Origin of the sequence: Terrabacter sp. C0L_2 (genome assembly GCF_036352015.1) — a bacterium.
GTDB lineage: Bacteria > Actinomycetota > Actinomycetes > Actinomycetales > Dermatophilaceae > Terrabacter > Terrabacter tumescens.
Genome location: NZ_CP143557.1, coordinates 2,666,911 through 2,687,537 on the forward strand (window position 1 = coordinate 2,666,911; position 20,627 = coordinate 2,687,537).

Genomic DNA, 20,627 nt, shown 5'->3' on the forward strand with positions numbered 1-20,627 from the left:
TGCCACCGCATTTCGGAATGCCGCGTGGCCGGGCGGGTGCCCGTCAGAAGTCGCAGCCGGGCAGGTCGCACCCGTCGCCGCAGCCCGGCACGTCGCAGCCGTCGCCGCACCCGGCGAGGCCGTCGAAGGAGAAGAGCGAGTCGGCGGCGTCGGTGAAACCGTCGACACCGTCGAACAGGTCGCCGGGGTCGGTGAACCACGTGGTGGCGTCGCCGATGTCGGACAGGGCGTCACCGAGGGAGAGGTCGCCGCCGTCGGAACCGCCGACGTCGTACCAGTCGAGGCCGTCGACGTAGTCGGTCCAGTGGCTGTCCTTGGCGAGCTGGCGGAGCAGGTCGGCGACGTGGGCCGTCAGACCGAAGGCGACGGCATACGGCAGGTAGCTGCTGAGCAGGGCCCGCTTCTCCTCGAAGCGCAGCCGGTCGGCCTCGGCCGTGGCGAGGTACTCGCGGAAGCCGAGTGCCTCGATGCGCAGCGCGGTGCCCTCAGCCGTGCGCGGCGTCCGGGCTCCGCCCCAGCGCGCGAGGACGACGAGCGCGACCACGAGGCCGACGAGCACCGGCGTCAGCGACCAGTCGTGGGCGTCGGCCAGGCCGGTCACGACGAGGGCCGCGGCGACGAGGACGATCGGCACGAGCACGGCGAGCCCGACGGCGCGGGTGCGCCCGTTGCGGGCCCGGGGGTGGCGGGCGTACCAGCCGCGGTCGACGACCTCGCGGTAGAGCCCGATCTGGGCCTCGCGCATCGTGAGGCCGAACGAGCCCTTGAGCGTCGACAGCCGCACGTCGTCGCGACCCTCGAAGAGCCGGTCGAGCAGGAGCTGCTCGAAGGGCGTGGGCCTCTCGGTCGGCGCCGGGTCGACGCGTCGCAGCTCCCAGTCGCGCGGACGCCCGTCCCGCTCCCCGGGGACCTCGATGATGCGGAACCAGCCGCGGACGGCGAGGTCGAGCAGGGTCGCACTGACGTCGTGGGGGTCGGCGAGGCCGTCGACGACGGTCCCGACGACGCCCGGGCGCACGTCCCGCGGGGGAGCGAAGGCCGGCGCTACCGTGCCGGACCACTCCCCGCCGCGCACCCGGTGGCGGGGCGCCGTCGCGGGGTCCTGCGGCACCAGGCCCGGGGTGACGTCGTCGAACATCTCGTCGCGACCGCGCCACCACTTGACGAGCACCACGAGGCCCGCGAGCAGGATCGGCACGAGCCCGATGACGGCGGCTCCGACGAAGGTGTCACGGTCGACGAGGGCCGGCGTCGCGGCATACGCCAGGTCTGCGAGGTCCGGCAGGCCGCTCGGAACCCTCGCCTGCGTGGCGTGCGTCACTGCAACGCTCGTGCTCACGGTCATCTCCCGGTCGTCGGCACCCCTGGTTGCCGGCATCGGCGTGCCGAAGCGTAGCGACGCAGGGCAGAGTGTCCCCATGGAGCCCGTCTACTCGTCCGTCATCGGTTTCGCCCGCGGGGTGTTCGCGATGCAGGGACTGAAGTTCACCATCCTCGGCGACGACAACGTGCCACGCACCGGGGGAGCGGTGATGACGATCAACCACACCGGCTACATGGACTTCGCCTACGCCGGGCTCGCCGCCCAGAAGTCCGGGCGCCTCGTGCGCTTCATGGCCAAGGATGGCGTCTTCAGCCACCCGGTCAGCGGTCCGCTCATGCGCGGCATGCACCACATCCCCGTGGACCGCACCGCCGGCGCGGCGTCGTATGCCGCGGCCGTGGCGGCGCTGCGATCGGGGGAGATCGTCGGCGTCTTCCCCGAGGCCACGATCTCGCGCTCGTTCGAGCTCAAGGACTTCAAGACCGGCGCCGCGCGGATGGCGATCGAGGCGGGGGTCCCGATCCTGCCCGTCGTCATCTGGGGCTCGCAGCGGGTCTGGACCAAGGGGCACCCCAAGCGCCTCGGACGCACCAACGTGCCGATCATCATGTCGGTCGGCGAGCCCATCCCGGTCGCCGCCGACGCCGACCCCGACGAGGTGACCGCCCGCTACAAGGCCGTCATGGCCCACATGCTCGACATCGCGCGGGCGGCCTACGAGCCGCTCACCGGCCCGGACCTCAAGTTCCTCCCCGCGAGCATGGGCGGCACCGCCCCCACGCTGGCCGAGGCGACCCGGCTCGACGAGGCCGAGTCGGCCGAGCGCCAGCGCCGGGCCGACGAGCAGCGCGGCTTCCCGACCGACTGACGGCGCCGCCCCGCGGCGCCGGTAGCCTTCCGGGCATGGCTCGTCAGGCACGTCAGCGCGTCCCCGAGGGTCCGGCACCGGACCCCGCGGTCCAGAAGCTCCGGATCCGCTACACGAAGCGGGGACGGCTGCGGTTCACCTCCAGCCGCGACTTCCAGCGTGCGCTCGAGCGTGCCCTGCGGCGCGCGGACGTCCCGATGGCGTTCTCCGCGGGCTTCCACCCGCACCCGAAGATCAGCTACGCGAACGCCGCGGCCACGGGCACCGGCAGCGAGGCGGAGTACTTCGAGATCTCGGTGACCCAGCGCGTCGAGCCGGAGTCGGTGCGCATCGCCCTGGACGAGGCCCTCCCGGAGGGCATCGACATCCTCCAGGTCGTCGAGGCCGCCTCGGGTGCGCTCGCCGACCGCCTCGAGGCCAGCGACTGGCTCCTCGAGTTCGCGGGCGTGCCGCTGGAGGTCCTCGCGGCAGCGGTGGACCGCCTGCTCGAGCGCGAGACGGCCGAGGTGACCCGCCTGACGAAGTCCGGTCCGCGCACCTTCGACGTGCGCGCCGCAATCGTCTCCGCCCGGGTGCTGGCACCGGGCGACGCGCTCGCCGACACGGTCACGTCTCACGCTGTCGGGGCCGACTGTGCGATACTGCGCATGGTCGTACGGCACACCACACCGGCTGTACGCCCCGACGACATCCTGACCGCGCTGCGTGAGATCGCCGACCTGCAGCCTCCGCGTCCCCCACTGGTGACGCGTCTGGCGCAGGGACCGCTCGACACCGCAAACGTGCGGGTGACCGACCCGTTGGAATGACCTGCCAGGTCATGACGACGAACCGGTTGCCGACCAGGACGCCGGCGGCATTCGATCACGGGGCCGCGCCCAGCGCGAACCGTTTTCGGGTGTAGCGAGACGACTTCCGTCCCGTCGCACACGCGGCGCGACGACTGCAACCGCACTCGTGCGGTGTCGGCGGCTCCGGCCGGGTGTGGGTCGCACCGCACCTGACGGGAGACTGCCTGATGGCACCCAACGACACCACCTCCGGCGACGACGCGACCCTGTTCCCCGAGGCCGACGCCCCGGCGCCACGCCGCCGCGCCCCGCGCCGCAGCACGAAGAAGGCGACGACCATCGAGCCGGCCACCCAGCCGGCCAGCGAGTCGGCTGGCGAGCCGGCTGCCCCCACGAGCGAGGCCGCCGAGGCCGCCCCCAGCGCCCCGGGCACCGACGAGGTCGGTGACGCCACCGAGACCAAGCGTCCGGCAGCACGCAAGCGCGCCACCCGCAAGAAGGCCGACACCGGCGACGCCGCCGGTGCCCCCGCCGACTCCACCGCCGCTGCGGCGCCCCGTGCCGCCAAGCGCGCCCCGCGCAGCAAGGCCGCCCGCGCCAGTGCCGCGGTCGAGGAGCTCGTCGCAGGGGTCCAGGGCGAGGCGCCGGCAGCCGTCGAGCCCGAGGCTGCGCCGTCCGTGGAGGCCGCCGCGTCCGCGGAGCCCGTGCAGGCGGCGGAGGCCGCCGCCGTCATCGACGTCGACGCCTTCGACGAGACCGAGAGCACCGACGACCTGCCCGTGCTCGACGCCGGCGACGCGGACTCCCGTCCGTCCGCCGTCGTCCCCAGCTTCAGCGTGCTCTTCCAGGCGCCCGACGCGAGCCAGGCGACGCCGACGCGCCGTCGCCGTGCATCCGCTCCGGCCCAGCCGGTCGAGCACGTCGAGGAGGCCGAGGAGGAGCCGCTCGAGGAGCCCGTCGAGGACGTCCGGGACCACGAGCCCGACGCCACGGGCCGCTCCGACGAGCAGGACGACGAGGAGAGCAGCCCCCGGCGCTCGCGTCGCCGCCGCGGCGGCAAGGGCCGCCGGGGCCGCGCCAACGACGAGGACGACGCCCAGGACCAGCCGTCCGACTCCCGCGGCTCGGGTGACTCCCGTGGCGCGTCCGCCGACACCGGTGACGAGGGCGACGCCGACCACGAGGGCGACACCGACGCCGACTCCGACAACGGGTCCGACACCGACGACGAGGGCGTGTCGAGCCGTCGCCGCCGTCGTCGCCGCCGCGCCGGCTCGGCCGCCGACTCCGGGGACGACACCCCCAACGTCTCGACCCGGGTGCGCCAGCCGCGCAGCCAGAGCGACGAGCCGGTCGCCGTGAAGGGCTCGACCCGGCTCGAGGCCAAGAAGCAGCGCCGCCGCGAGGGCCGCGAGGCCGGCCGCCGCCGCACGATCATCACCGAGGCGGAGTTCCTCGCCCGCCGCGAGGCCGTCGACCGCGTCATGGTCGTGCGCAACAAGGACGGGCGCACCCAGATGGGCGTCCTCGAGGACGGCGTCCTCGTCGAGCACTACATCGACCAGGCCACGAACGTCTCGATGGCCGGCAACATCTACCTCGGCCGGGTCCAGAACGTCCTGCCCTCGATGGAGGCCGCCTTCGTCGACATCGGCAAGGGCCGCAACGCCGTGCTGTACGCCGGTGAGGTCAACTGGGACGCCGCCGGCCTCGAGGCCAACCAGCCCAAGCGCATCGAGAACGCCCTCGGCTCCGGCCAGACCGTGCTCGTGCAGGTCACCAAGGACCCGATCGGCCACAAGGGCGCGCGCCTCACGTCGCAGATCTCGCTGCCGGGCCGCTACCTCGTCTACGTGCCGAACAGCTCGATGACCGGCATCAGCCGCAAGCTGCCCGACACCGAGCGCGCCCGCCTCAAGAAGATCCTGCGCGACGTCGTGCCGGACTCCGCCGGCGTCATCGTCCGCACCGCGGCCGAGGGCGCGAGCGAGGAGGAGCTGCGCGCCGACGTCGAGCGCCTCACCCGCACGTGGGAGGACATCCAGGCCAAGGCCGAGGCGGCCTCGTCACCGCGTGCCGGCAAGAGCAAGGGCAAGAAGAAGAACGGCGCCGCCGGCTCCGCGACCGGTGGCCAGGCCCCGATGCTCCTGCACGGCGAGCCCGATCTCACCGTCCGCGTCATCCGTGACGTCTTCAACGAGGACTTCAAGCAGCTCGTCGTCGCCGGCGACCAGGCGTGGAACGAGATCCACCCCTACATCAGCTCCGTCGCCCCCGACCTCGCCGACCGCGTCACGAAGTGGACGTCGGAGGAGGACCTCTTCACGCACCACCGCGTCGACGAGCAGCTGTCCAAGGCGATGGACCGCAAGGTCTGGCTGCCGAGCGGCGGCTCGCTCGTCATCGACCGCACCGAGGCGATGACCGTCGTCGACGTCAACACCGGCAAGTTCGTCGGCTCGGGCGGCAACCTCGAGGAGACGGTGACGAAGAACAACATCGAGGCGGCCGAGGAGATCGTGCGCCAGCTCAGGCTGCGCGACATCGGCGGCATCATCGTCATCGACTTCATCGACATGGTCCTCGAGAGCAACCGCGAGCTCGTCGTGCGTCGCCTGCTCGAGTGCCTCGGCCGCGACCGGACCAAGCACCAGGTCGCCGAGGTCACGTCGCTCGGCCTGGTCCAGATGACTCGCAAGCGGGTCGGCTCGGGCCTCATCGAGGTCTTCTCCGAGACCTGCGACCACTGCAACGGGCGCGGCTTCATCATCCACACCGACCCCGTCGACAAGGGCGCGCACCCGCAGGAGCAGGGCCAGCACGGCCAGCAGGGTCAGCAGGGTCAGGGCGACGGCGGCAGCAGCCGCAGCCGCCGCGGCCGCGGCCAGGGAGCCGGCCAGAACGGCAACAACCAGGGTGGCAACGGCTCCGGCCAGCAGTCCGGCCAGCAGTCGGGTGCGCAGTCGGCGCACCCGGAGTCCAAGGCCAACGGGCCCACCGCGGCCCAGATCGCAGCAGCCGCCCACGCCGCCGCGGTCAAGAGCGCCTCCGGCCAGCCCGTGGGGGAGGCGGCAGCCGAGGCCGTCGCCGAGGTCGCGGCGGAGGCCGCCGGCGAGGCGAAGGCCGGTCACGGCTTCCCCCTCGACGCAGGCCCCTGGTCCGGTGACGACGCCCACGAGGTCGACGGCGCCGACGGCCAGGCCACCCAGGGCGGCTCGCACGTCGAGCTCGAGTCCGACGTCACCGACGCGGCAGATGACCAGACGCAGCAGCCCGGGCAGGCCCAGCAGCCCGAGCAGCCCGAGGTGAGCGTCGAGACCACCGGTGCCGCCCCCGTCGAGGCGCAGGTCGAGGTTCAGCCCGCCCGCGGTCGACGCCGCCGTGGGCGCGTCGTCGCCCCGGCCGGCCCGCCCCGCGCGAGCAACGAGTCCGGTCCCGCCGACGGCGCCTGACCTCGGTTTGGAGCTGGGACCTCCCAGCCGGTAATCTTGTCCCTTGGTGCGCCCACCGGGCCCGTGTTGACGGGCCGGTGCCGAAAGTGGCGATACCACCCCTTGATGAGAGAGTGAGTTTCACTGTGTACGCGATTGTTCGCGCTGGCGGTCGCCAGGAGAAGGTGTCGGTGGGCGATGTCCTGCTCGTCGACAAGGTGACGGGTCAGCCCGGCGATGCCATCGAGCTCACGCCGCTGCTCCTCGTGGACGGCACGACCGTGACGTCCGACGCCGACAAGCTGTCGAAGGTGTCGGTCAAGGCCGAGGTCGTCAAGGCCGCCAAGGGCCCCAAGATCGTCATCATGAAGTACAAGAACAAGACCGGCTACCGCAAGCGTCAGGGCCACCGTCAGCCGCTGACCCAGGTCAAGATCACCGCCATCAACGCGTGATCCGCCCGGAACCCAGAGACTCACGAGAGAAGGACTGACATGGCACACAAGAAGGGTGCGTCCTCGACCCGCAACGGTCGCGACTCGAACGCACAGTTCCTCGGCGTCAAGCGTTTCGGTGGCCAGAAGGTCAACGCGGGCGAGATCCTCGTCCGTCAGCGCGGCACGCACTTCCACCCGGGTGAGGGCGTCGGTCGCGGTGGCGACGACACGCTGTTCGCCCTCGTCGCAGGCGCCGTCAAGTTCGGCACCAAGCGCGGCCGCAAGACGGTCAACATCGAGCAGCCGGAGACCGCTGCCGCTGAGTGATCGGGACGATCACGCACTGAGCTTTTTCCGGAAGGGCGGGCCCGCGTGGCCCGCCCTTCCGTTTTTCTTTCCCGGGCGACCCGGCGTGTGCCATCTTGCGTATGCCGTCCGCCCACCCTGATCTGGAAGAGTGACCTCCCATGGCAGTGACCTTCGTCGACCGCGTGGTGCTGCACCTCAGCGCCGGGGCGGGCGGGCACGGTGTCGCCTCCGTCAAGCGCGAGAAGTTCAAGCCGCTCGGCGGCCCCGACGGCGGCAACGGCGGCCGGGGAGGCTCAGTCATCCTGCGCGTCGACCCCTCGTCGACGACGCTGCTCGACTACCACCGCCACCCGCACCGCAAGGCCGGCAACGGCGCACCCGGCGCGGGTGACGAGCGCAACGGCGCCGACGGCGACGACCTCGTGCTCCCCGTGCCGGAGGGCACCGTCGTCAAGGACGCCTCGGGCCAGATCATCGTCGACCTCGTCGGCATGGGCACCGAGCACGTCATCGCCGCCGGCGGTCGGGGCGGCCTCGGCAACAAGGCGCTGTCGAGCGCCCGCCGCAAGGCGCCGGGCTTCGCGCTGCTCGGCGAGCCGGGCGAGGACGTCGACATCGTGCTCGAGCTCAAGTCGCTCGCCGACGTGGCCCTCATCGGCTTCCCGAGCGCCGGCAAGTCCTCGCTCGTCTCGGTGCTCTCGGCGGCCAAGCCGAAGATCGCCGACTACCCGTTCACGACGCTCGTGCCCAACCTCGGGGTCGTCACCGCGGGGTCGAGCCGGTTCACCGTCGCCGACGTGCCCGGCCTCATCCCCGGCGCGCACGAGGGCAAGGGCCTGGGCCTGGAGTTCCTGCGCCACGTCGAGCGCTGCTCGGTGCTCGTGCACGTCATCGACTGCGCCACGCTCGAGCCGGGCCGCGACCCGATGAGCGACCTCGACGTCATCGAGAACGAGCTCTCGCTCTACGTCCCCGACGCCGATCTCGGCGGTCGCCCGCTCTCCGAGCGCACCCGCATCGTCGTGCTCAACAAGGCCGACGTCCCCGAGGCGCGCGAGCTGGCCGAGATGGTCAAGCCCGACCTCGAGGCCCGCGGCATCGAGGTCTTCATCGTCTCGGCCGTCGCGCACGAGGGCCTGCGTGAGCTGAGCTTCGCGATGGCCCGCCACGTCGACGCCGCCCGCAAGGAGATCGGCGAGGCCGTGCCCAAGCGCGTCGTGCTGCGACCGCGCTCGGTCGACGACCAGGGCTTCACGGTGACCAAGGAGAACGGCCCCGACGGCGTCTTCTTCCGCGTCACCGGCGCGCGCCCCGTCCGCTGGGTGCGCCAGACCGACTTCAGCAACGACGAGGCCGTCGGCTACCTCGCCGACCGGCTCGGCCGCCTCGGGGTCGAGGACGAGCTCTACAAGGTCGGCGCCGTCGCCGGCGACACGGTCGTCATCGGGGCCACCGACGACGCCGTCGTCTTCGACTGGGAGCCCACGCTCCAGGCCGGCGCCGAGCTGCTCGGCTCGCGCGGCACCGACCTGCGCCTGTCCGAGTCCTCGCGCCCGACCCGCGACGAGAAGCGCGAGGCGCAGAAGGACCGTTACGCGGCCCGCGCCGCGACGCAGGAGGAGCTCGACGCCGAGCGCCGGTCGGGTCTGTGGCACGTCGCGGCCGACGAGGACGACGACCAGAAGGCCTGACACCCGGTTCGATGTATCTGCGCGGCCCTGGGGCCGCGCAGATACATCGAAGCGGAACAAGCGCGTCGGGCGTCAGCGGGCCGCATACAGTGTCGCCATGAGCTCGTGGGGCGCGCTGCTGCGTCGCGGTCACCTCGGCACCGAGGCCGACCGGGCGACGTACCGTACCCTGCACACCGCCCTGCTCGCGTCTCCGGCGCTGCGCAGCGGCCTCACGCCGGCGGCGGCCGAGCGCTCGCTCAAGCACCTGCGCGCGCTCCTCGGGGCGCCGGCCGTGGCGATGACCGACACCACGGGCCTGCTCGCGTGGGACGGCGGCCGGTCGCACCACGCCCCGCAGGCCGCCGTGATCTCCGCCGGCACGCTCGCCCACGGTCGCACGACCGTCGTCGACGGGGCCGACGTGTCCTGCACGGAGCCGTCCTGCGTCGTGCGCCAGGCCATCGTCGCCCCGCTCGACGTCGACGAGAAGGTCGTCGGGACGCTGCAGGTCTTCACCGACCGTGCCTCGGCGGGGCTCGTCCGGGCCACGAACGAAGTGGCCGGCTGGGTGTCGGGGCAGCTCGAGCTGGCCGAGCTCGACGCCTCACGAACCCGCCTCATGGAGGCGGAGGTCCGGGCCCTGCGCGCGCAGATCAGCCCGCACTTCATCTACAACTCGCTGACGGCCATCGCGTCCTTCACCCGCACCGATCCCGAGCGGGCGCGTGAGCTGCTCCTCGACCTCGCCGAGTTCACGCGCTACTCCTTCCGCCGGCACGGGGAGTTCACGACCCTCGCCGAGGAGCTGCGCTCCATCGAGGCCTACCTCGTCATCGAGAAGGCCCGCTTCGGCGACCGGCTCACCGTGACCGTGCGCGTGGCGCCCGAGGTGCTGCCGGTCGTCGTGCCGTTCCTGTGCCTGCAGCCGCTCGTGGAGAACGCCGTCCAGCACGGCATCGAGGGCCGTGAGGGCAGTGGCGAGATCAGCATCCTGGCCCAGGACGCCGACCAGGAGTGCGTCGTGACCATCGAGGACAACGGCGTGGGGGAGGACCCCGAGCGGGTGCGACGCGTGCTGGCCGGTGACCCGGGCAGCGACTCGGTGGGGCTGGCCAACGTCGACGAGCGGCTGCGCACCGCCTTCGGCGACGACTACGGCCTCGTCGTCGAGACCGCGCCCGGCGCGGGCACCAAGGTCGTCGTGCGCCTGCCCAAGTTCCGACCGGGGGTGCACGTGTGATCGGACCTGCCAACGCCACCGAGACCCATGGCGACGCGCCGTCCTCGCCCGACGCGGCGCCGTTGCTGAAGGTGCTCGCCGTCGACGACGAGGCGCCGGCCCTCGACGAGCTGGCCTGGATGCTCGGTCGTCACGAGTGCGTGCGCCAGGTCGTGCCGGCCGGCTCGGGTGAGGCTGCGCTGCGCGTGCTCCACGAGGAGCAGGTCGACGCGATCTTCATGGACGTGCAGATGCCGGGCCTCAGCGGTCTCGACCTCGCGCGGGTGCTCTCGCGCTTCACCACCCAGCCGCCGATCGTCTTCGTCACCGCGCACGAGCAGCACGCCGTCGACGCCTTCGAGCTCAACGTCGTCGACTACGTCCTGAAGCCGGTCCGCGACGAGCGGCTCGACCAGGCAGTGCGCCGGGTGGTGCGCCAGGTCAGTGGTCGCGAGCCCGTCGCGGCGTCCGCCGACGAGAGCATCGTCGTCGAGCTGGCCGGGGTGAGCCGGCTCGTGCCGCGCTCCGAGGTGCTCTTCGTCGAGGCCCAGGGGGACTACGCCCGCCTGCACACCGCCACCGAGAGCCACCTCGTCCGCGTGCCGCTCACGACGCTCGCCGACCAGTGGCGTGAGGCGGGCTTCGTGCGCATCCACCGCTCCTCCCTCGTCGCGCTCGGCCACATCAGCGAGTGGCGCACCGAGAGCGGCCGCACGACCGTCGTCGTCGGCGGCCACGAGCTCGTCGTGAGCCGCCGCCACACGCGGGCCCTGCGGGACCTGCTCGTGCGCCGCGCGCAGCCGCTCGGACGCGGCGGGTCATGACCTCCTCCGAGGCGCCGGAGCCCGGGGCCGACGCACGAGGGCGTATGCCGTCCGCCGACGCCGGGCGCCCCCGCGCGGGTGCGGGTGTGGCGGGGGAGCCCCGCAGCCGCCCCCGCGTGCGCGTCACGAGCCCGCGCACGTCCGCGGCCCGCACCCGGAGCGTCTCGATCGCGTCCGAGATCGACGAGCAGACCCGTCTGGGCGAGGTCTACATCACCTCCCTCATGCGCAGCCAGCTCCGCCTGGCGCTCACGGTGCTCGTCGTCCTCGCTTCGACGCTCGGCCTGCTGCCGCTCGTCTTCCGGGCCGTCCCGGCGATCGCCGACGTCGACGTGCTCGGCGTGCCGCTGCCCTGGGTGCTGCTCACCGTCGTCGCCTTCGTCGAGATCATCGGGCTGGGCTGGTTCTACGTGCGACAGTCCGAGCGCAACGAGGACGACTTCAGCGACCTGCTCGAGGGTCGGTGACCGAGGTGCGTGACCGGTGAGCAACGCCGCCAGCATCGTCGCGGTGGTCCTCGTGTCCATCGCCTCCCTCGCCGTCGGTGCCTTCGGGCTGCGACTCTCGCGCACCATGAGCGACTTCTACGTCGCCTCGCGGGGCGTCGGCCCGGTCCTCAACGCCTCGGCCATCAGCGGCGAGTACCTCTCTGCCGCATCGTTCCTCGGTGTCGCGGGCCTCATCCTGGCCCGCGGCGTCGACATGCTGTGGCTGCCGGTCGGGTGGACCGCGGGCTACCTGCTGCTGCTCGTCTTCGTCGCCGCCCCCCTTCGGCGCTCGGGCGCCTACACACTGCCGGACTTCGCCCAGCTGCGACTCGAGTCCGTCGTGGCGCGGCGGGCCTCGAGCCTGCTCGTCGTCGCCATCGGGCTGCTTTACCTCATCCCGCAGTTCCAGGGCGCAGGCCTCACCCTGCGCACCCTGACAGGCGCCCCGTCGTGGGTCGGCCAGCTGGCGGTGGCGGTCGTCGTCTGCCTCAACGTCCTGCCCGGCGGCATGCGCAGCGTCACCCTCGTGCAGGCGTTCCACTACTGGCTCAAGCTGCTCGCCCTGCTGACACCGCTCTTCTTCCTCCTCGGCGCGCTCGGGGGCCGCAATGGCGACCCGGACGTCGGCGCCGTGTTCGTCGCCGACTGGGTCGAGCCGCTGCGCGGCGACCACGCGCTCTACCTGACCTACTCGCTCGTGCTGGCCACCTTCTTCGGCACGATGGGCCTGCCCCACGTCGTCGTGCGCTTCTACACCAACCGGGACGGCCGGGCCGCCCGGCGGGCCACGCTCGCGGTGCTCGTGCTGCTGTCGGGCTTCTACCTGCTGCCCGTCCTCTACGGCGTCATCGGGCGCTACGTCGCCTCCGACCTCGTCGCGGCCGGTCGCGCCGACTCGGTCGTGCTCGAGCTGCCGAGCCGGCTCTTCGACGGGCCGGTTGCCGAGGGGCTCACGGCACTGCTCGCCGCCGGCGCCTTCGCGGCGTTCCTGTCGACGTCCACCGGCCTCGTGGTCTCGGTGGCGGGGGTCGTGAGCCAGGACCTCGTGCGCTGGGGCGCCGGGCACCGGCAGGGCATCCGGACCTTCCGCCTGTCGACCGTGGCGGTCGTCGCGGTCTCGCTGCTGCTGACCATCGTCTCGGCAGGCGTCCCGGTGGCGCACGCCGTCGAGCTGACCTTCGCCGTGGCCGCGTCGACCTTCTGCCCGATGCTGCTCCTCGGCATCTGGTGGCGCGGCCTGACCGCGCGGGGGGCCATCGCCGGCATGGTCGTCGGCGGCGGCCTGTCGATGGGGGCGGTCGTGTCGACGACCTTCGGCATCGCCACCGGCGGCTGGTTCGGCGTCGTCATGACCCAGCCGGCGGCGGTCAGTGTCCCGCTGTCCTTCGCGACCATGGTGCTCGTGTCGGTCGCCACGCGTGCGAGCGCCCCCGAGCACGTGGCCCGGACGATGGTGCGCCTGCACGCGCCCGAGCACATCGACCTCAACCGCGGCTCGTTCCACCCCGAGCGCTGGTACCGCCGCGCCTCGAGCCCGGGAGGCCCGGGGAGCGCGGGGAGCCTGGTGAGCCCGGTGAACCAGTCGGCCGCGGCGAACGGTGCGACCACCGAGGGCACGGACAGCGGGACGCAGCACACGGCATACGACAGCAACGACGCGACCGCTCGTCGCACGCAGCGGACCGCTCGTCGCGACTGAGCCCACGTACGGCGAACGGTCGGCGCCGCTGGGCGATGCCGTCCGCGCTGTGCCTGCCGGGACGCTGCGCGGGCTCCTACCTTTGCTCTCGCCGGCCGTGTGGCCGGCAGCGCGGAGCGACAGGGGCGTCGACTCACCACCGCACGGGCGGGGGAGCGTCGACGGCGGCAGGACCGCGCCGACCGACCGAGACACCCAGGCACGACCAACCGCCCCGGAGGTGGCCCAGTGAGCAAAGACGCTCCAGAGCGCGTGGTGGACGATCCCAACGTCGCCATGCAGGACTCACCCGAGTTCGCGCAGCTGCGCAGCAAGTTCCGCAAGTTCGTGTTCCCGCTGACCGCGCTGTTCCTCGCGTGGTACTTCCTCTACGTCCTGCTGTCCGTGTTCGCCAAGGACTTCATGGGCACGCGCGTCATCGGCAACGTGACGTGGGGCCTGATCCTGGGCCTGCTCCAGTTCGTCTCGACCTTCACCATCACGATGGTCTACGCCCGCTGGGCCGACCGCGTGTTCGACCCCGAGGCCGAAGCCCTCGCCCGCAAGATGGGAGGGGAGCAGTGAGCGCCCTCGTCACCGCCCCGTCGCTGGTGCCGTCACTGGTCCCGGCCGCCACGACCGTCGGCAACCCGGCGATCAACATCGGCATCTTCGCGCTCTTCGTCGTCGTGACGCTCGCGATCGTCATCCGGGCCTCGCGCAACAACCGGAGCGCCGCGGAGTACTACGCCGGCGGCCGCGCCTTCACCGGGCGGCAGAACGGCATCGCCATCGCCGGTGACTACCTCTCGGCGGCCAGCTTCCTCGGCATCGCCGGCGCCATCGCCATCAACGGCTACGACGGGTTCCTCTACTCCATCGGCTTCCTCGTCGCCTGGCTCGTCGCGCTGCTCCTCGTCGCCGAGCTGCTGCGCAACGTCGGCAAGTACACGATGGCCGACGTGCTCAGCTTCCGGCTGCGCCAGCGCCCGGTCCGCATCGCGGCCGCGATCTCGACGCTCGTCGTCTCGTTCTTCTACCTGCTCGCGCAGATGGCCGGCGCCGGCGGTCTCGTCGCGCTGCTCCTCGGCATCGAGGGCGCTCTCGGCCAGCGGCTCGTCATCGTCGTCGTCGGCGTGCTGATGATCTTCTACGTCATCTACGGCGGCATGAAGGGCACCACCTGGGTGCAGATCATCAAGGCCGTGCTGCTCATCATCGGTGCGGCGATCATGACGGTCTGGGTGCTCGGCAAGTTCGGCCTCAACCTCTCGACGCTGCTCGGCGACGCCTCGACCGCGTCGCAGGACGCCGGCGGCAAGGACCTGCTCCAGCCTGGTCTGCAGTACAAGAACCCCGTCGACTTCATCTCGCTGTCGATGGCCCTCGTGCTCGGCACCGCGGGCCTGCCGCACGTGCTCATGCGCTTCTACACGGTGCCGACCTCGCGCGAGGCCCGTCGCTCGGTCGTCTGGGCGATCTGGCTCATCGGCATCTTCTACCTCTTCACCCTCGTCCTCGGCTTCGGCGCTGCCGACCTCGTCGGGGCCAAGGAGATCAAGAACGCACCGGGTGGGGTCAACTCCGCAGCACCGCTGCTGGCGTTCGAGCTCGGCGGCGAGATCCTCCTCGGGATCATCTCGGCGGTGGCGTTCGCGACGATCCTCGCGGTCGTCGCCGGCCTGACGATCACGGCGAGCGCGTCGCTGTCGCACGACATCTACAACACCGTCGTCAAGGGCGGCAAGGCCACGCCGGAGGAGGAGGTCAAGGTCGCGCGGATCGCTGCGCTCGTCCTCGGCGCCATCGCCATCGTCGGCGGCATCTTCGCCCTCGGGCAGAACATCGCCTTCCTCGTGGCGCTCGCCTTCGCCGTCGCGGCGAGCGCGAACCTGCCGACGATCCTCTACTCGCTCTTCTGGAAGCGGTTCAACACCAGGGGTGCGCTGTGGAGCATCTACGGCGGACTGATCAGCGCCATCACGCTCATCGTCTTCTCGCCGGTGGTGTCGGGCAAGGCGATCGACAAGGTCACGGGCAAGAGCCCGTCGATGCTCCAGGGCGTCGACTTCCACTGGTTCCCGCTCGACAACCCGGGCATCATCTCGATCCCGCTCGGCTTCCTCCTGGGCTACATCGGGACGGTCACGAGCAAGGAGTACAACGCGGCGAAGTACGCCGAGATGGAGGTCCGCTCGCTCACCGGTCACGGCGCCGAGACGGCGACGCACCACTGAGCAACTGCGGCGGTGTCAGCCGTCGCGCCCACCGGCGACCGCGCACACCCAGGGTGTGCGCGGTCGCCGCCCGTTCCGGATGCACTCGTCGCGACAGCACGCGTGCGTCATGACAACCTTTCGATGGTCTGCACCGTCGTAGTGGTCGACGGGCCGCGCGGGGCGGACCACCGGACAGGGAGCAACCGAATGCCGACCGACCCGAAGCGCGACCGTGACCCCTACACCTGGCGACCCGGGCGAGGCTTCGCCGGCGGCGCCGTGACCGGGGTCTGGTTCGCCGTCCTGCTCGCGATCCTCACCGGGGTCGTCGACGCGCTCGGCTCGGGATGGCGCGTGGGCCTCGTGGGGCTGGTCGGCGCCGAGCTGCTCGGCACCCTCGTCGTGGGCGTGCCGGTGCTCGCGCTCGTCGGCGGCGCCGTCCGCTCGGCCCCGCGGGCCGTGACGGTCGGAGCGTATGCCGCGGGCGCCCTCGTCGCGCGGCTGCTCGTCGGCCGGGTGCTCGGCTCCGCGGTCGGCCTCGCCGCCGACACCGGGCAGCAGGTCGCGGTCCTCGCCGCCCTCTGCGTGCTCGCCGCCGTCGTCGCCGCGCTCGTCACGACCCGGGCGCGGCTGCCGCGCACGAGCGGACGGCTGGCCTTCCGTGCGGGAGGTCGGCCCGCCGAGGGCGGCGTCCCCGGACCGTCCGCGGCGCCGGCACCAGCCAGTCGCTACGTCGCCGGCGGCCCCTGACGCCAGCGGGGTCGGTCGATCGGTCTTTCAGATGACAACGAGGTCGTCGCGGTGGATGACCTCGCGCTCGTACTCCGGGCCGAGGTCATGGGCCAGCTCCTTGGTGGAGCGGCCGAGCAGGGCGGGCAGCTCCGCCGAGCTGTAGTTGACGAGGCCCCGGGCCACGACGGTCCCGTCCGGCCCGCAGACGTCGACAGGGTCCCCGTCGTGAAAGGTTCCCTCGACGGCGGTGATGCCGGCCGGGAGCAGGGACTTCTTGCGGTGCACCAGGGCCAGCACCGCCCCGTCGTCGACCACGAGGCGCCCACGCGCCGTCGTCGCGTGCTGGAGCCACAGCCGGCGTGACCGGCCGCGCACGCCGATGGGCAGGAAGACGGTGCCGACGTCCTCGCCCGCGAGCACCCTCGTCACCTGGTCGGCGGCGGTGATGGAGGTGATGACGCCGGCGGCGGTCGCGATCCGGGCCGCCTCGATCTTCGTCGCCATGCCGCCGGTGCCCACCTTGGACCCGCTGCCGCCGATCTCGACGTCGGCGAGCTCGTGGGGCCCGCGCACCACAGCGACCCGTTGCGCGCCGGGGCGGCTCGGCGGGCCGTCGTAGAGGGCGTCGACGTCGGAGAGCAGCACGAGGGCGTCGGCGTCGATGAGGTGGGCCACGAGCGCTGCGAGCCGGTCGTTGTCGCCGAAGCGGATCTCGCTCGTGGCCACCGTGTCGTTCTCGTTGACGATGGGCAGGACCCCGAGGTCGAGCAGCCGCTCGAGCGTGCGCCGGGCGTTGGCGTAGTGCGTCCGGCGTGTCACGTCGTCGGCAGTGAGGAGCACCTGGCCGACGGTGATCTCGTGCCCCCCGAAGGCGTGGGTGTAGGCGGCGAGCAGCGCGCCCTGGCCGACGGAGGCCGCGGCCTGCTGCGTCGCGAGGTCGCGCGGCCGCGCGCGGAGCCCGAGCGGGTGGATGCCGGCCGCGATGGCGCCCGAGCTGACGAGCACGATCTGGGTGCCCGCGAGGTGGTTGGCGGCCAGCGCGTCGGACAGGGCGCCGAGGCGGGCGTGGTCGATGCCGCCGTCGGGACCCGTCAGCGAGCTCGAGCCGACCTTGACGACGAGGCGTCTGGCGCTGCTGATGACGGAGTGGGGCGACACATCTCGAACTCTAGTGACGGACCGTGGCGCCTGCAGGCGAGTCCATCCCGGCCGGTCCGCGGGGCCGGCCCGGGTGCCGACGGACCGCCACGAGGGGCCGCGGCGCAGCCCGGGCACGCCTGCGCGAGCCCGGTCCTGCCCGGTCCTGCCCGGTCCTGACCGGTCGTGGCGGTCCGTCGGTCCACCACCCGGGAACGCCGGACCGTTGCCGAGCGCGACGACCTACGCTGGAGGCATGTCCCAGACGATCGACCCCGCCGTCGTCGAGCACGTGACGGCGCTCGCCGAGCAGGCCCGCGTCGCCTCCCGACGGCTCGCCCTGATGTCCCGCGCCGAGAAGGACGCAGCACTGCTGGTGCTCGCCGACGCCGTCGACGCGGCTGCACCGGCCGTCATCGCGGCCAACGCCGAGGACATCGAGCGCGGCCGCGCCGCCGGCATGAGCGAGAGCCTCCAGGACCGCCTGCGGCTCGACGAGGCCCGCGTGGGCGCCGTCGCCCAGGCGCTGCGCGACGTCGCTGCGCTGCCCGACCCGGTCGGCGAGATCGTGCGCGGCTCGACGCTGCCCAACGGGCTGCAGATCCGCCAGGTGCGCGTGCCGATGGGGGTCATCGGGATGATCTACGAGGCGCGCCCCAACGTCACCGTCGACGCCGCAGGCCTCTGCCTCAAGTCGGGCAACGCCGTGCTGCTGCGTGGCGGCTCGGCGGCCGCGAGCAGCAACCACGCGCTCGTCGAGGCGATGCGCGAGTCCCTTGCCGCGCAAGGGCTTCCAGTCGACGCGATCACCCTGCTCGAGGAGGGCGGCCGGGACGCGGCCCGCGCGCTCATGACCGCACGGGGCCACGTCGACCTCGTCATCCCGCGTGGTGGTGCCGACCTCATCCAGACCGTCGTTCGTGAGTCCACCGTGCCCGTCATCGAGACCGGCGTCGGGGTGTGCCACGTCTACGTCGACCGCGCCGCCGACCTCGACAAGGCGCAGGCCATCACCCTCAACGCCAAGACCCACCGCCCCAGCGTCTGCAACGCCGCGGAGTCGCTCCTCGTCCACCGCGACGTGGCCGCCGACTTCCTGCCCAAGGCCCTGACCGACCTCGCCGGCGCGGGGGTGCGACTGCACGTGGCACCCGAGGTCACGGACTACGCGGAGGCGGCCGGGGCGGCATACGCCCTCGCGAGCGAGCAGGACTTCGGCACGGAGTGGCACGGGCTGGAGATGAGCGTCGCCGTCGTCGACGACATCGACGAGGCGATGGACCGCATCCGCCGCTACGGCACCGGCCACACCGAGGCGATCGTCACGGAGGACCGCGCCGCCGCGCGCCGCTTCACCGCGGAGGTCGACGCGGCGGCCGTCATGGTCAACGCGAGCACCCGCTTCACCGACGGCGGGGAGTTCGGCTTCGGCGCCGAGATCGGCATCTCGACGCAGAAGCTGCACGCGCGCGGGCCGATGGCGCTGCCCGAGCTGACGACGACGAAGTGGATCGTCGAGGGCGACGGGCACATCCGCTGAGCCTGCGCTGACGGCGACCTGACGCCGCTCCGACCGACCCCGGCACCCTGTCCGCGCCGTGCCGACCCGGATGGCATGATGTCGCACCATGGAAGGCACCGAGGTCCGCAAGCTCGCTGAGCTGGAGGACGACCACTGGTGGTATCGCGAGCGACGCCACCTCCTGGCCAAGGCGATCTCGGGGCTGGCTCCCGGACGAGCCATCGACATCGGCGCCGCCGGCGGTGGCAACACCCGCGTCCTGCGCCAGCACGGCTGGGACGCCGTCGCGCTCGAGTACGGCGCCGACGGGGCGGAGGTGGCCCACGGCCGCGGTCTCGCCACCATCCGTGGTGACGCGACCCGTCTGCCGCTGGCCGACTCCTCCCTCGACCTCGTGGTGGCCTTCGACCTGCTCGAGCACCTCGTCGACGACGACGCCGCCGTCGCCGAGGTGCGCCGCGTGCTCAAGCCGAGCGGCACCTACCTCGTCGCGGTCCCGGCCGACCCCCGGCTGTGGTCCGACCACGACGAGGCCGTCGACCACGTGCGCCGCTACACCCGCGACGGGCTCGTCGACCTGCTCCAGCGCGGTGGTTTCGAGGTCACCGACGTGCGCTCGTGGAACGTCCTCCTGCGCCCGGTCGTCGCGATGCGCCGCAAGACGAGCTCGGGCTCGGACCTCGACGACATGCACCCCGTCGTGAACTGGGGGCTGCGCACCATCATCACGGCCGAGCGCTACCTGCCCGTCAAGAACCTGCCGGGCGTCAGCCTGCTGCTGAGGGCTCAGCCGCGCAGCTGACTCGGCTCGGGCTCGGCGGGCTGCGTGGGCTGGGCGGGCTGAGTCGGCTCAGCGGGCTGAGCGAGCTCGGGCTCGGCGGCCTGCGCCAGGTGGTCGTCCGCGCCGACGGACGTCGCCTGGATGTGGCCGTGCGAGGGCTGCGCGGGCAGCGGGGTGTCCGTCGGCCCGTGGGCCCCGCTGTCGGCGGTCATCGAGTCGTAGGCGATGAAGTAGGTCGGTCGGCCCTGCATGTGGCCGTACATCCGCCCGATGTACTCGCCGAGGATGCCGACGCAGACGAGCTGCACGGCGCCGACCCCGGCGACGATGGCGACGGTCGAGGTCCAGCCGGCCACGGTGTGGCCCTGCGAGCGCGAGATGAACGTGTAGAGCACGAGCAGCACCGCGAGCACCGCACCGCCGAAGCCGGCGAACGTCGCGAGCCGCAGGGGCGCCGTCGAGAAGCCCGTGAGGGAGTCGAGCGAGAGCTTGATCATCTTCAGCAGGGGGTACTTCGAGTCGCCGGCCGCCCGCTCCTCGCGCTTGTAGTGCACCGTGTCGGAGGGGAAGTTCAGGGCCGGCACGATGAAGCGCAGCACGCGGTTGTGCTCGGGGAGGCTGTTGATGGCATCGACCGTGGCCCGCGACATGAGGCGGTAGTCGCCGGCGTCGGCGTGCGCGGAGGTCTGCGACATCAGGCCGATGAACCGGTAGAAGGCCCGCGCCGAGACCCGCTTGAACCACGTGTCGGTGGAGCGGTCGTTGCGCACGCCGTAGACGACGTCGACGCCGTCGTCCTTCGCGGCCGCGAGCATCTGGGGGATGATCTCGGGCGGGTCCTGCAGGTCGGCGTCGATGGTGACGACGTAGTCGCCGAGCGCGCTGACGAGCCCTGCGGAGATGGCGGCCTGGTGGCCGGCGTTGGCGCGCAGGCGCACGACCCGCAGCGCGGGCCACTCGCGGTGGTAGCGCTGCAGCAGCGCGGCCGTCAGGTCCTTGCTGCCGTCGTCGACGGCGACGACCTCGTAGGTCGTGCCCATGGCGTCGAGGAGCGGTCGGAGCCGCTCGACGAGGAGGGGGAGCACCTCCTCCTCGTTGTACATCGGGATGACCACGGACAACTCAGGAACCATGCGAACTAGCGTACGGCTGCCGGTGGGCTGCCGCTGTCACGTGACTGTGCCGTGACTGTGC

18 protein-coding genes are annotated in these 20,627 nt (G+C 72.4%); 15 read left to right on the plus strand and 3 right to left on the minus strand.

The window, feature by feature from the left end; genetic code table 11:
• Positions 1-43: 43 nt before the first annotated feature.
• On the minus strand, positions 44-1,339 hold the full coding sequence (locus U5C87_RS12250) for a DUF2207 domain-containing protein (protein WP_330472855.1): 1,296 nt from the start codon (positions 1,337-1,339) through the stop codon (positions 44-46).
• 79 nt (positions 1,340-1,418) lie between these two features.
• On the opposite strand from U5C87_RS12250, the gene U5C87_RS12255 reads away from it, so the two are divergent.
• The 13 genes from U5C87_RS12255 to U5C87_RS12315 all read left to right on the plus strand — a co-directional run bounded on the left by U5C87_RS12255 (position 1,419) and on the right by U5C87_RS12315 (position 16,011).
• Positions 1,419-2,192 carry a lysophospholipid acyltransferase family protein gene (locus U5C87_RS12255; protein ID WP_330472856.1) on the plus strand — a complete coding sequence of 258 codons (774 nt, stop codon included), beginning with the start codon at positions 1,419-1,421 and terminating at the stop codon, positions 2,190-2,192.
• Positions 2,193-2,227: 35 nt separating this feature from the next.
• Positions 2,228-3,001 carry a TIGR03936 family radical SAM-associated protein gene (locus U5C87_RS12260; protein WP_330472857.1) on the plus strand — a complete coding sequence of 258 codons (774 nt, stop codon included), beginning with the start codon at positions 2,228-2,230 and terminating at the stop codon, positions 2,999-3,001.
• Between the two features lie 209 nt (positions 3,002-3,210).
• A complete protein-coding gene (locus U5C87_RS12265; RefSeq protein WP_330472858.1) occupies positions 3,211-6,435 on the plus strand; it encodes an Rne/Rng family ribonuclease in 3,225 nt (1,074 codons plus the stop codon).
• A 125-nt stretch (positions 6,436-6,560) separates the two neighbouring features.
• Positions 6,561-6,869, plus strand: coding sequence for a 50S ribosomal protein L21 (gene rplU, locus U5C87_RS12270; RefSeq protein ID WP_028785644.1), 309 nt, complete (start codon positions 6,561-6,563; stop codon positions 6,867-6,869).
• Positions 6,870-6,908: 39 nt separating this feature from the next.
• Entirely contained in the window at positions 6,909-7,178 is a 270-nt protein-coding gene (rpmA, locus tag U5C87_RS12275) for a 50S ribosomal protein L27 (RefSeq protein ID WP_030200289.1), read from the plus strand.
• Positions 7,179-7,318: 140 nt separating this feature from the next.
• Positions 7,319-8,851: a GTPase ObgE gene (obgE, locus tag U5C87_RS12280; RefSeq protein WP_330472859.1), complete on the plus strand. Its 1,533-nt coding sequence runs from the start codon at positions 7,319-7,321 to the stop codon at positions 8,849-8,851.
• 97 nt (positions 8,852-8,948) lie between these two features.
• The gene (locus U5C87_RS12285; protein WP_030200285.1) at positions 8,949-10,073 is read left to right on the plus strand and encodes a sensor histidine kinase; all 1,125 of its coding nucleotides are present in this window, start codon (positions 8,949-8,951) and stop codon (positions 10,071-10,073) included.
• Positions 10,070-10,876 (plus strand): LytR/AlgR family response regulator transcription factor, encoded by an 807-nt coding sequence (locus tag U5C87_RS12290; RefSeq protein ID WP_330472860.1) that lies wholly within the window; start codon positions 10,070-10,072, stop codon positions 10,874-10,876. The genes U5C87_RS12285 and U5C87_RS12290 overlap by 4 nt, the downstream gene beginning before the upstream one ends.
• Complete coding sequence (locus U5C87_RS12295) at positions 10,873-11,343, plus strand: hypothetical protein (protein WP_330472861.1); 471 nt, start codon at positions 10,873-10,875, stop codon at positions 11,341-11,343. Before U5C87_RS12290 ends, U5C87_RS12295 begins: the two co-directional genes overlap by 4 nt.
• Before the next feature lie 16 nt (positions 11,344-11,359).
• Complete coding sequence (locus tag U5C87_RS12300; protein WP_330472862.1) at positions 11,360-13,063, plus strand: sodium/solute symporter; 1,704 nt, start codon at positions 11,360-11,362, stop codon at positions 13,061-13,063.
• 228 nt (positions 13,064-13,291) lie between these two features.
• Positions 13,292-13,627, plus strand: a complete 336-nt coding sequence (locus tag U5C87_RS12305) for a DUF485 domain-containing protein (RefSeq protein ID WP_443082056.1) — start codon at positions 13,292-13,294, stop codon at positions 13,625-13,627.
• The gene (locus U5C87_RS12310; RefSeq protein ID WP_330472863.1) at positions 13,624-15,279 is read left to right on the plus strand and encodes a solute symporter family protein; all 1,656 of its coding nucleotides are present in this window, start codon (positions 13,624-13,626) and stop codon (positions 15,277-15,279) included. Before U5C87_RS12305 ends, U5C87_RS12310 begins: the two co-directional genes overlap by 4 nt.
• 189 nt (positions 15,280-15,468) lie before the next feature.
• Positions 15,469-16,011 (plus strand): hypothetical protein, encoded by a 543-nt coding sequence (locus tag U5C87_RS12315; protein WP_330472864.1) that lies wholly within the window; start codon positions 15,469-15,471, stop codon positions 16,009-16,011.
• A 27-nt stretch (positions 16,012-16,038) separates the two neighbouring features.
• Here the strand turns inward: U5C87_RS12315 and proB are convergent, their stop codons facing one another.
• Entirely contained in the window at positions 16,039-17,151 is a 1,113-nt protein-coding gene (gene proB, locus U5C87_RS12320; protein ID WP_330472865.1) for a glutamate 5-kinase, read from the minus strand.
• Between the two features lie 235 nt (positions 17,152-17,386).
• Between proB and U5C87_RS12325 the strand changes: the two genes are divergently transcribed.
• Both U5C87_RS12325 and U5C87_RS12330 read left to right on the plus strand, forming a co-directional pair.
• Positions 17,387-18,670, plus strand: a complete 1,284-nt coding sequence (locus U5C87_RS12325; RefSeq protein WP_330472866.1) for a glutamate-5-semialdehyde dehydrogenase — start codon at positions 17,387-17,389, stop codon at positions 18,668-18,670.
• 88 nt (positions 18,671-18,758) lie between these two features.
• Positions 18,759-19,454 carry a class I SAM-dependent methyltransferase gene (locus tag U5C87_RS12330; RefSeq protein ID WP_330472867.1) on the plus strand — a complete coding sequence of 232 codons (696 nt, stop codon included), beginning with the start codon at positions 18,759-18,761 and terminating at the stop codon, positions 19,452-19,454.
• On the opposite strand, the gene U5C87_RS12335 is transcribed toward U5C87_RS12330, so the two are convergent.
• On the minus strand, positions 19,439-20,566 hold the full coding sequence (locus tag U5C87_RS12335; RefSeq protein ID WP_330472868.1) for a glycosyltransferase family 2 protein: 1,128 nt from the start codon (positions 20,564-20,566) through the stop codon (positions 19,439-19,441). The two genes, U5C87_RS12330 and U5C87_RS12335, sit on opposite strands and share 16 nt — an antisense overlap.
• Positions 20,567-20,627: the final 61 nt, after the last annotated feature.

What these genes read in the sequence shown, in the direction of transcription:
- U5C87_RS12315 (WP_330472864.1), top strand. Translation starts at nt 15,469, where the DNA reads ATGCCGACCGACCCGAAGCGCGACCGTGACCCCTACACCTGGCGACCC.
- U5C87_RS12335 (WP_330472868.1), bottom strand. Translation starts at nt 20,566, where the DNA reads ATGGTTCCTGAGTTGTCCGTGGTCATCCCGATGTACAACGAGGAGGAG.
- obgE (WP_330472859.1), top strand. Translation starts at nt 7,319, where the DNA reads ATGGCAGTGACCTTCGTCGACCGCGTGGTGCTGCACCTCAGCGCCGGG.
- U5C87_RS12330 (WP_330472867.1), top strand. Translation starts at nt 18,759, where the DNA reads ATGGAAGGCACCGAGGTCCGCAAGCTCGCTGAGCTGGAGGACGACCAC.
- U5C87_RS12285 (WP_030200285.1), top strand. Translation starts at nt 8,949, where the DNA reads ATGAGCTCGTGGGGCGCGCTGCTGCGTCGCGGTCACCTCGGCACCGAG.
- U5C87_RS12265 (WP_330472858.1), top strand. Translation starts at nt 3,211, where the DNA reads ATGGCACCCAACGACACCACCTCCGGCGACGACGCGACCCTGTTCCCC.
- U5C87_RS12295 (WP_330472861.1), top strand. Translation starts at nt 10,873, where the DNA reads ATGACCTCCTCCGAGGCGCCGGAGCCCGGGGCCGACGCACGAGGGCGT.
- U5C87_RS12325 (WP_330472866.1), top strand. Translation starts at nt 17,387, where the DNA reads ATGTCCCAGACGATCGACCCCGCCGTCGTCGAGCACGTGACGGCGCTC.
- U5C87_RS12255 (WP_330472856.1), top strand. Translation starts at nt 1,419, where the DNA reads ATGGAGCCCGTCTACTCGTCCGTCATCGGTTTCGCCCGCGGGGTGTTC.
- U5C87_RS12260 (WP_330472857.1), top strand. Translation starts at nt 2,228, where the DNA reads ATGGCTCGTCAGGCACGTCAGCGCGTCCCCGAGGGTCCGGCACCGGAC.
- rpmA (WP_030200289.1), top strand. Translation starts at nt 6,909, where the DNA reads ATGGCACACAAGAAGGGTGCGTCCTCGACCCGCAACGGTCGCGACTCG.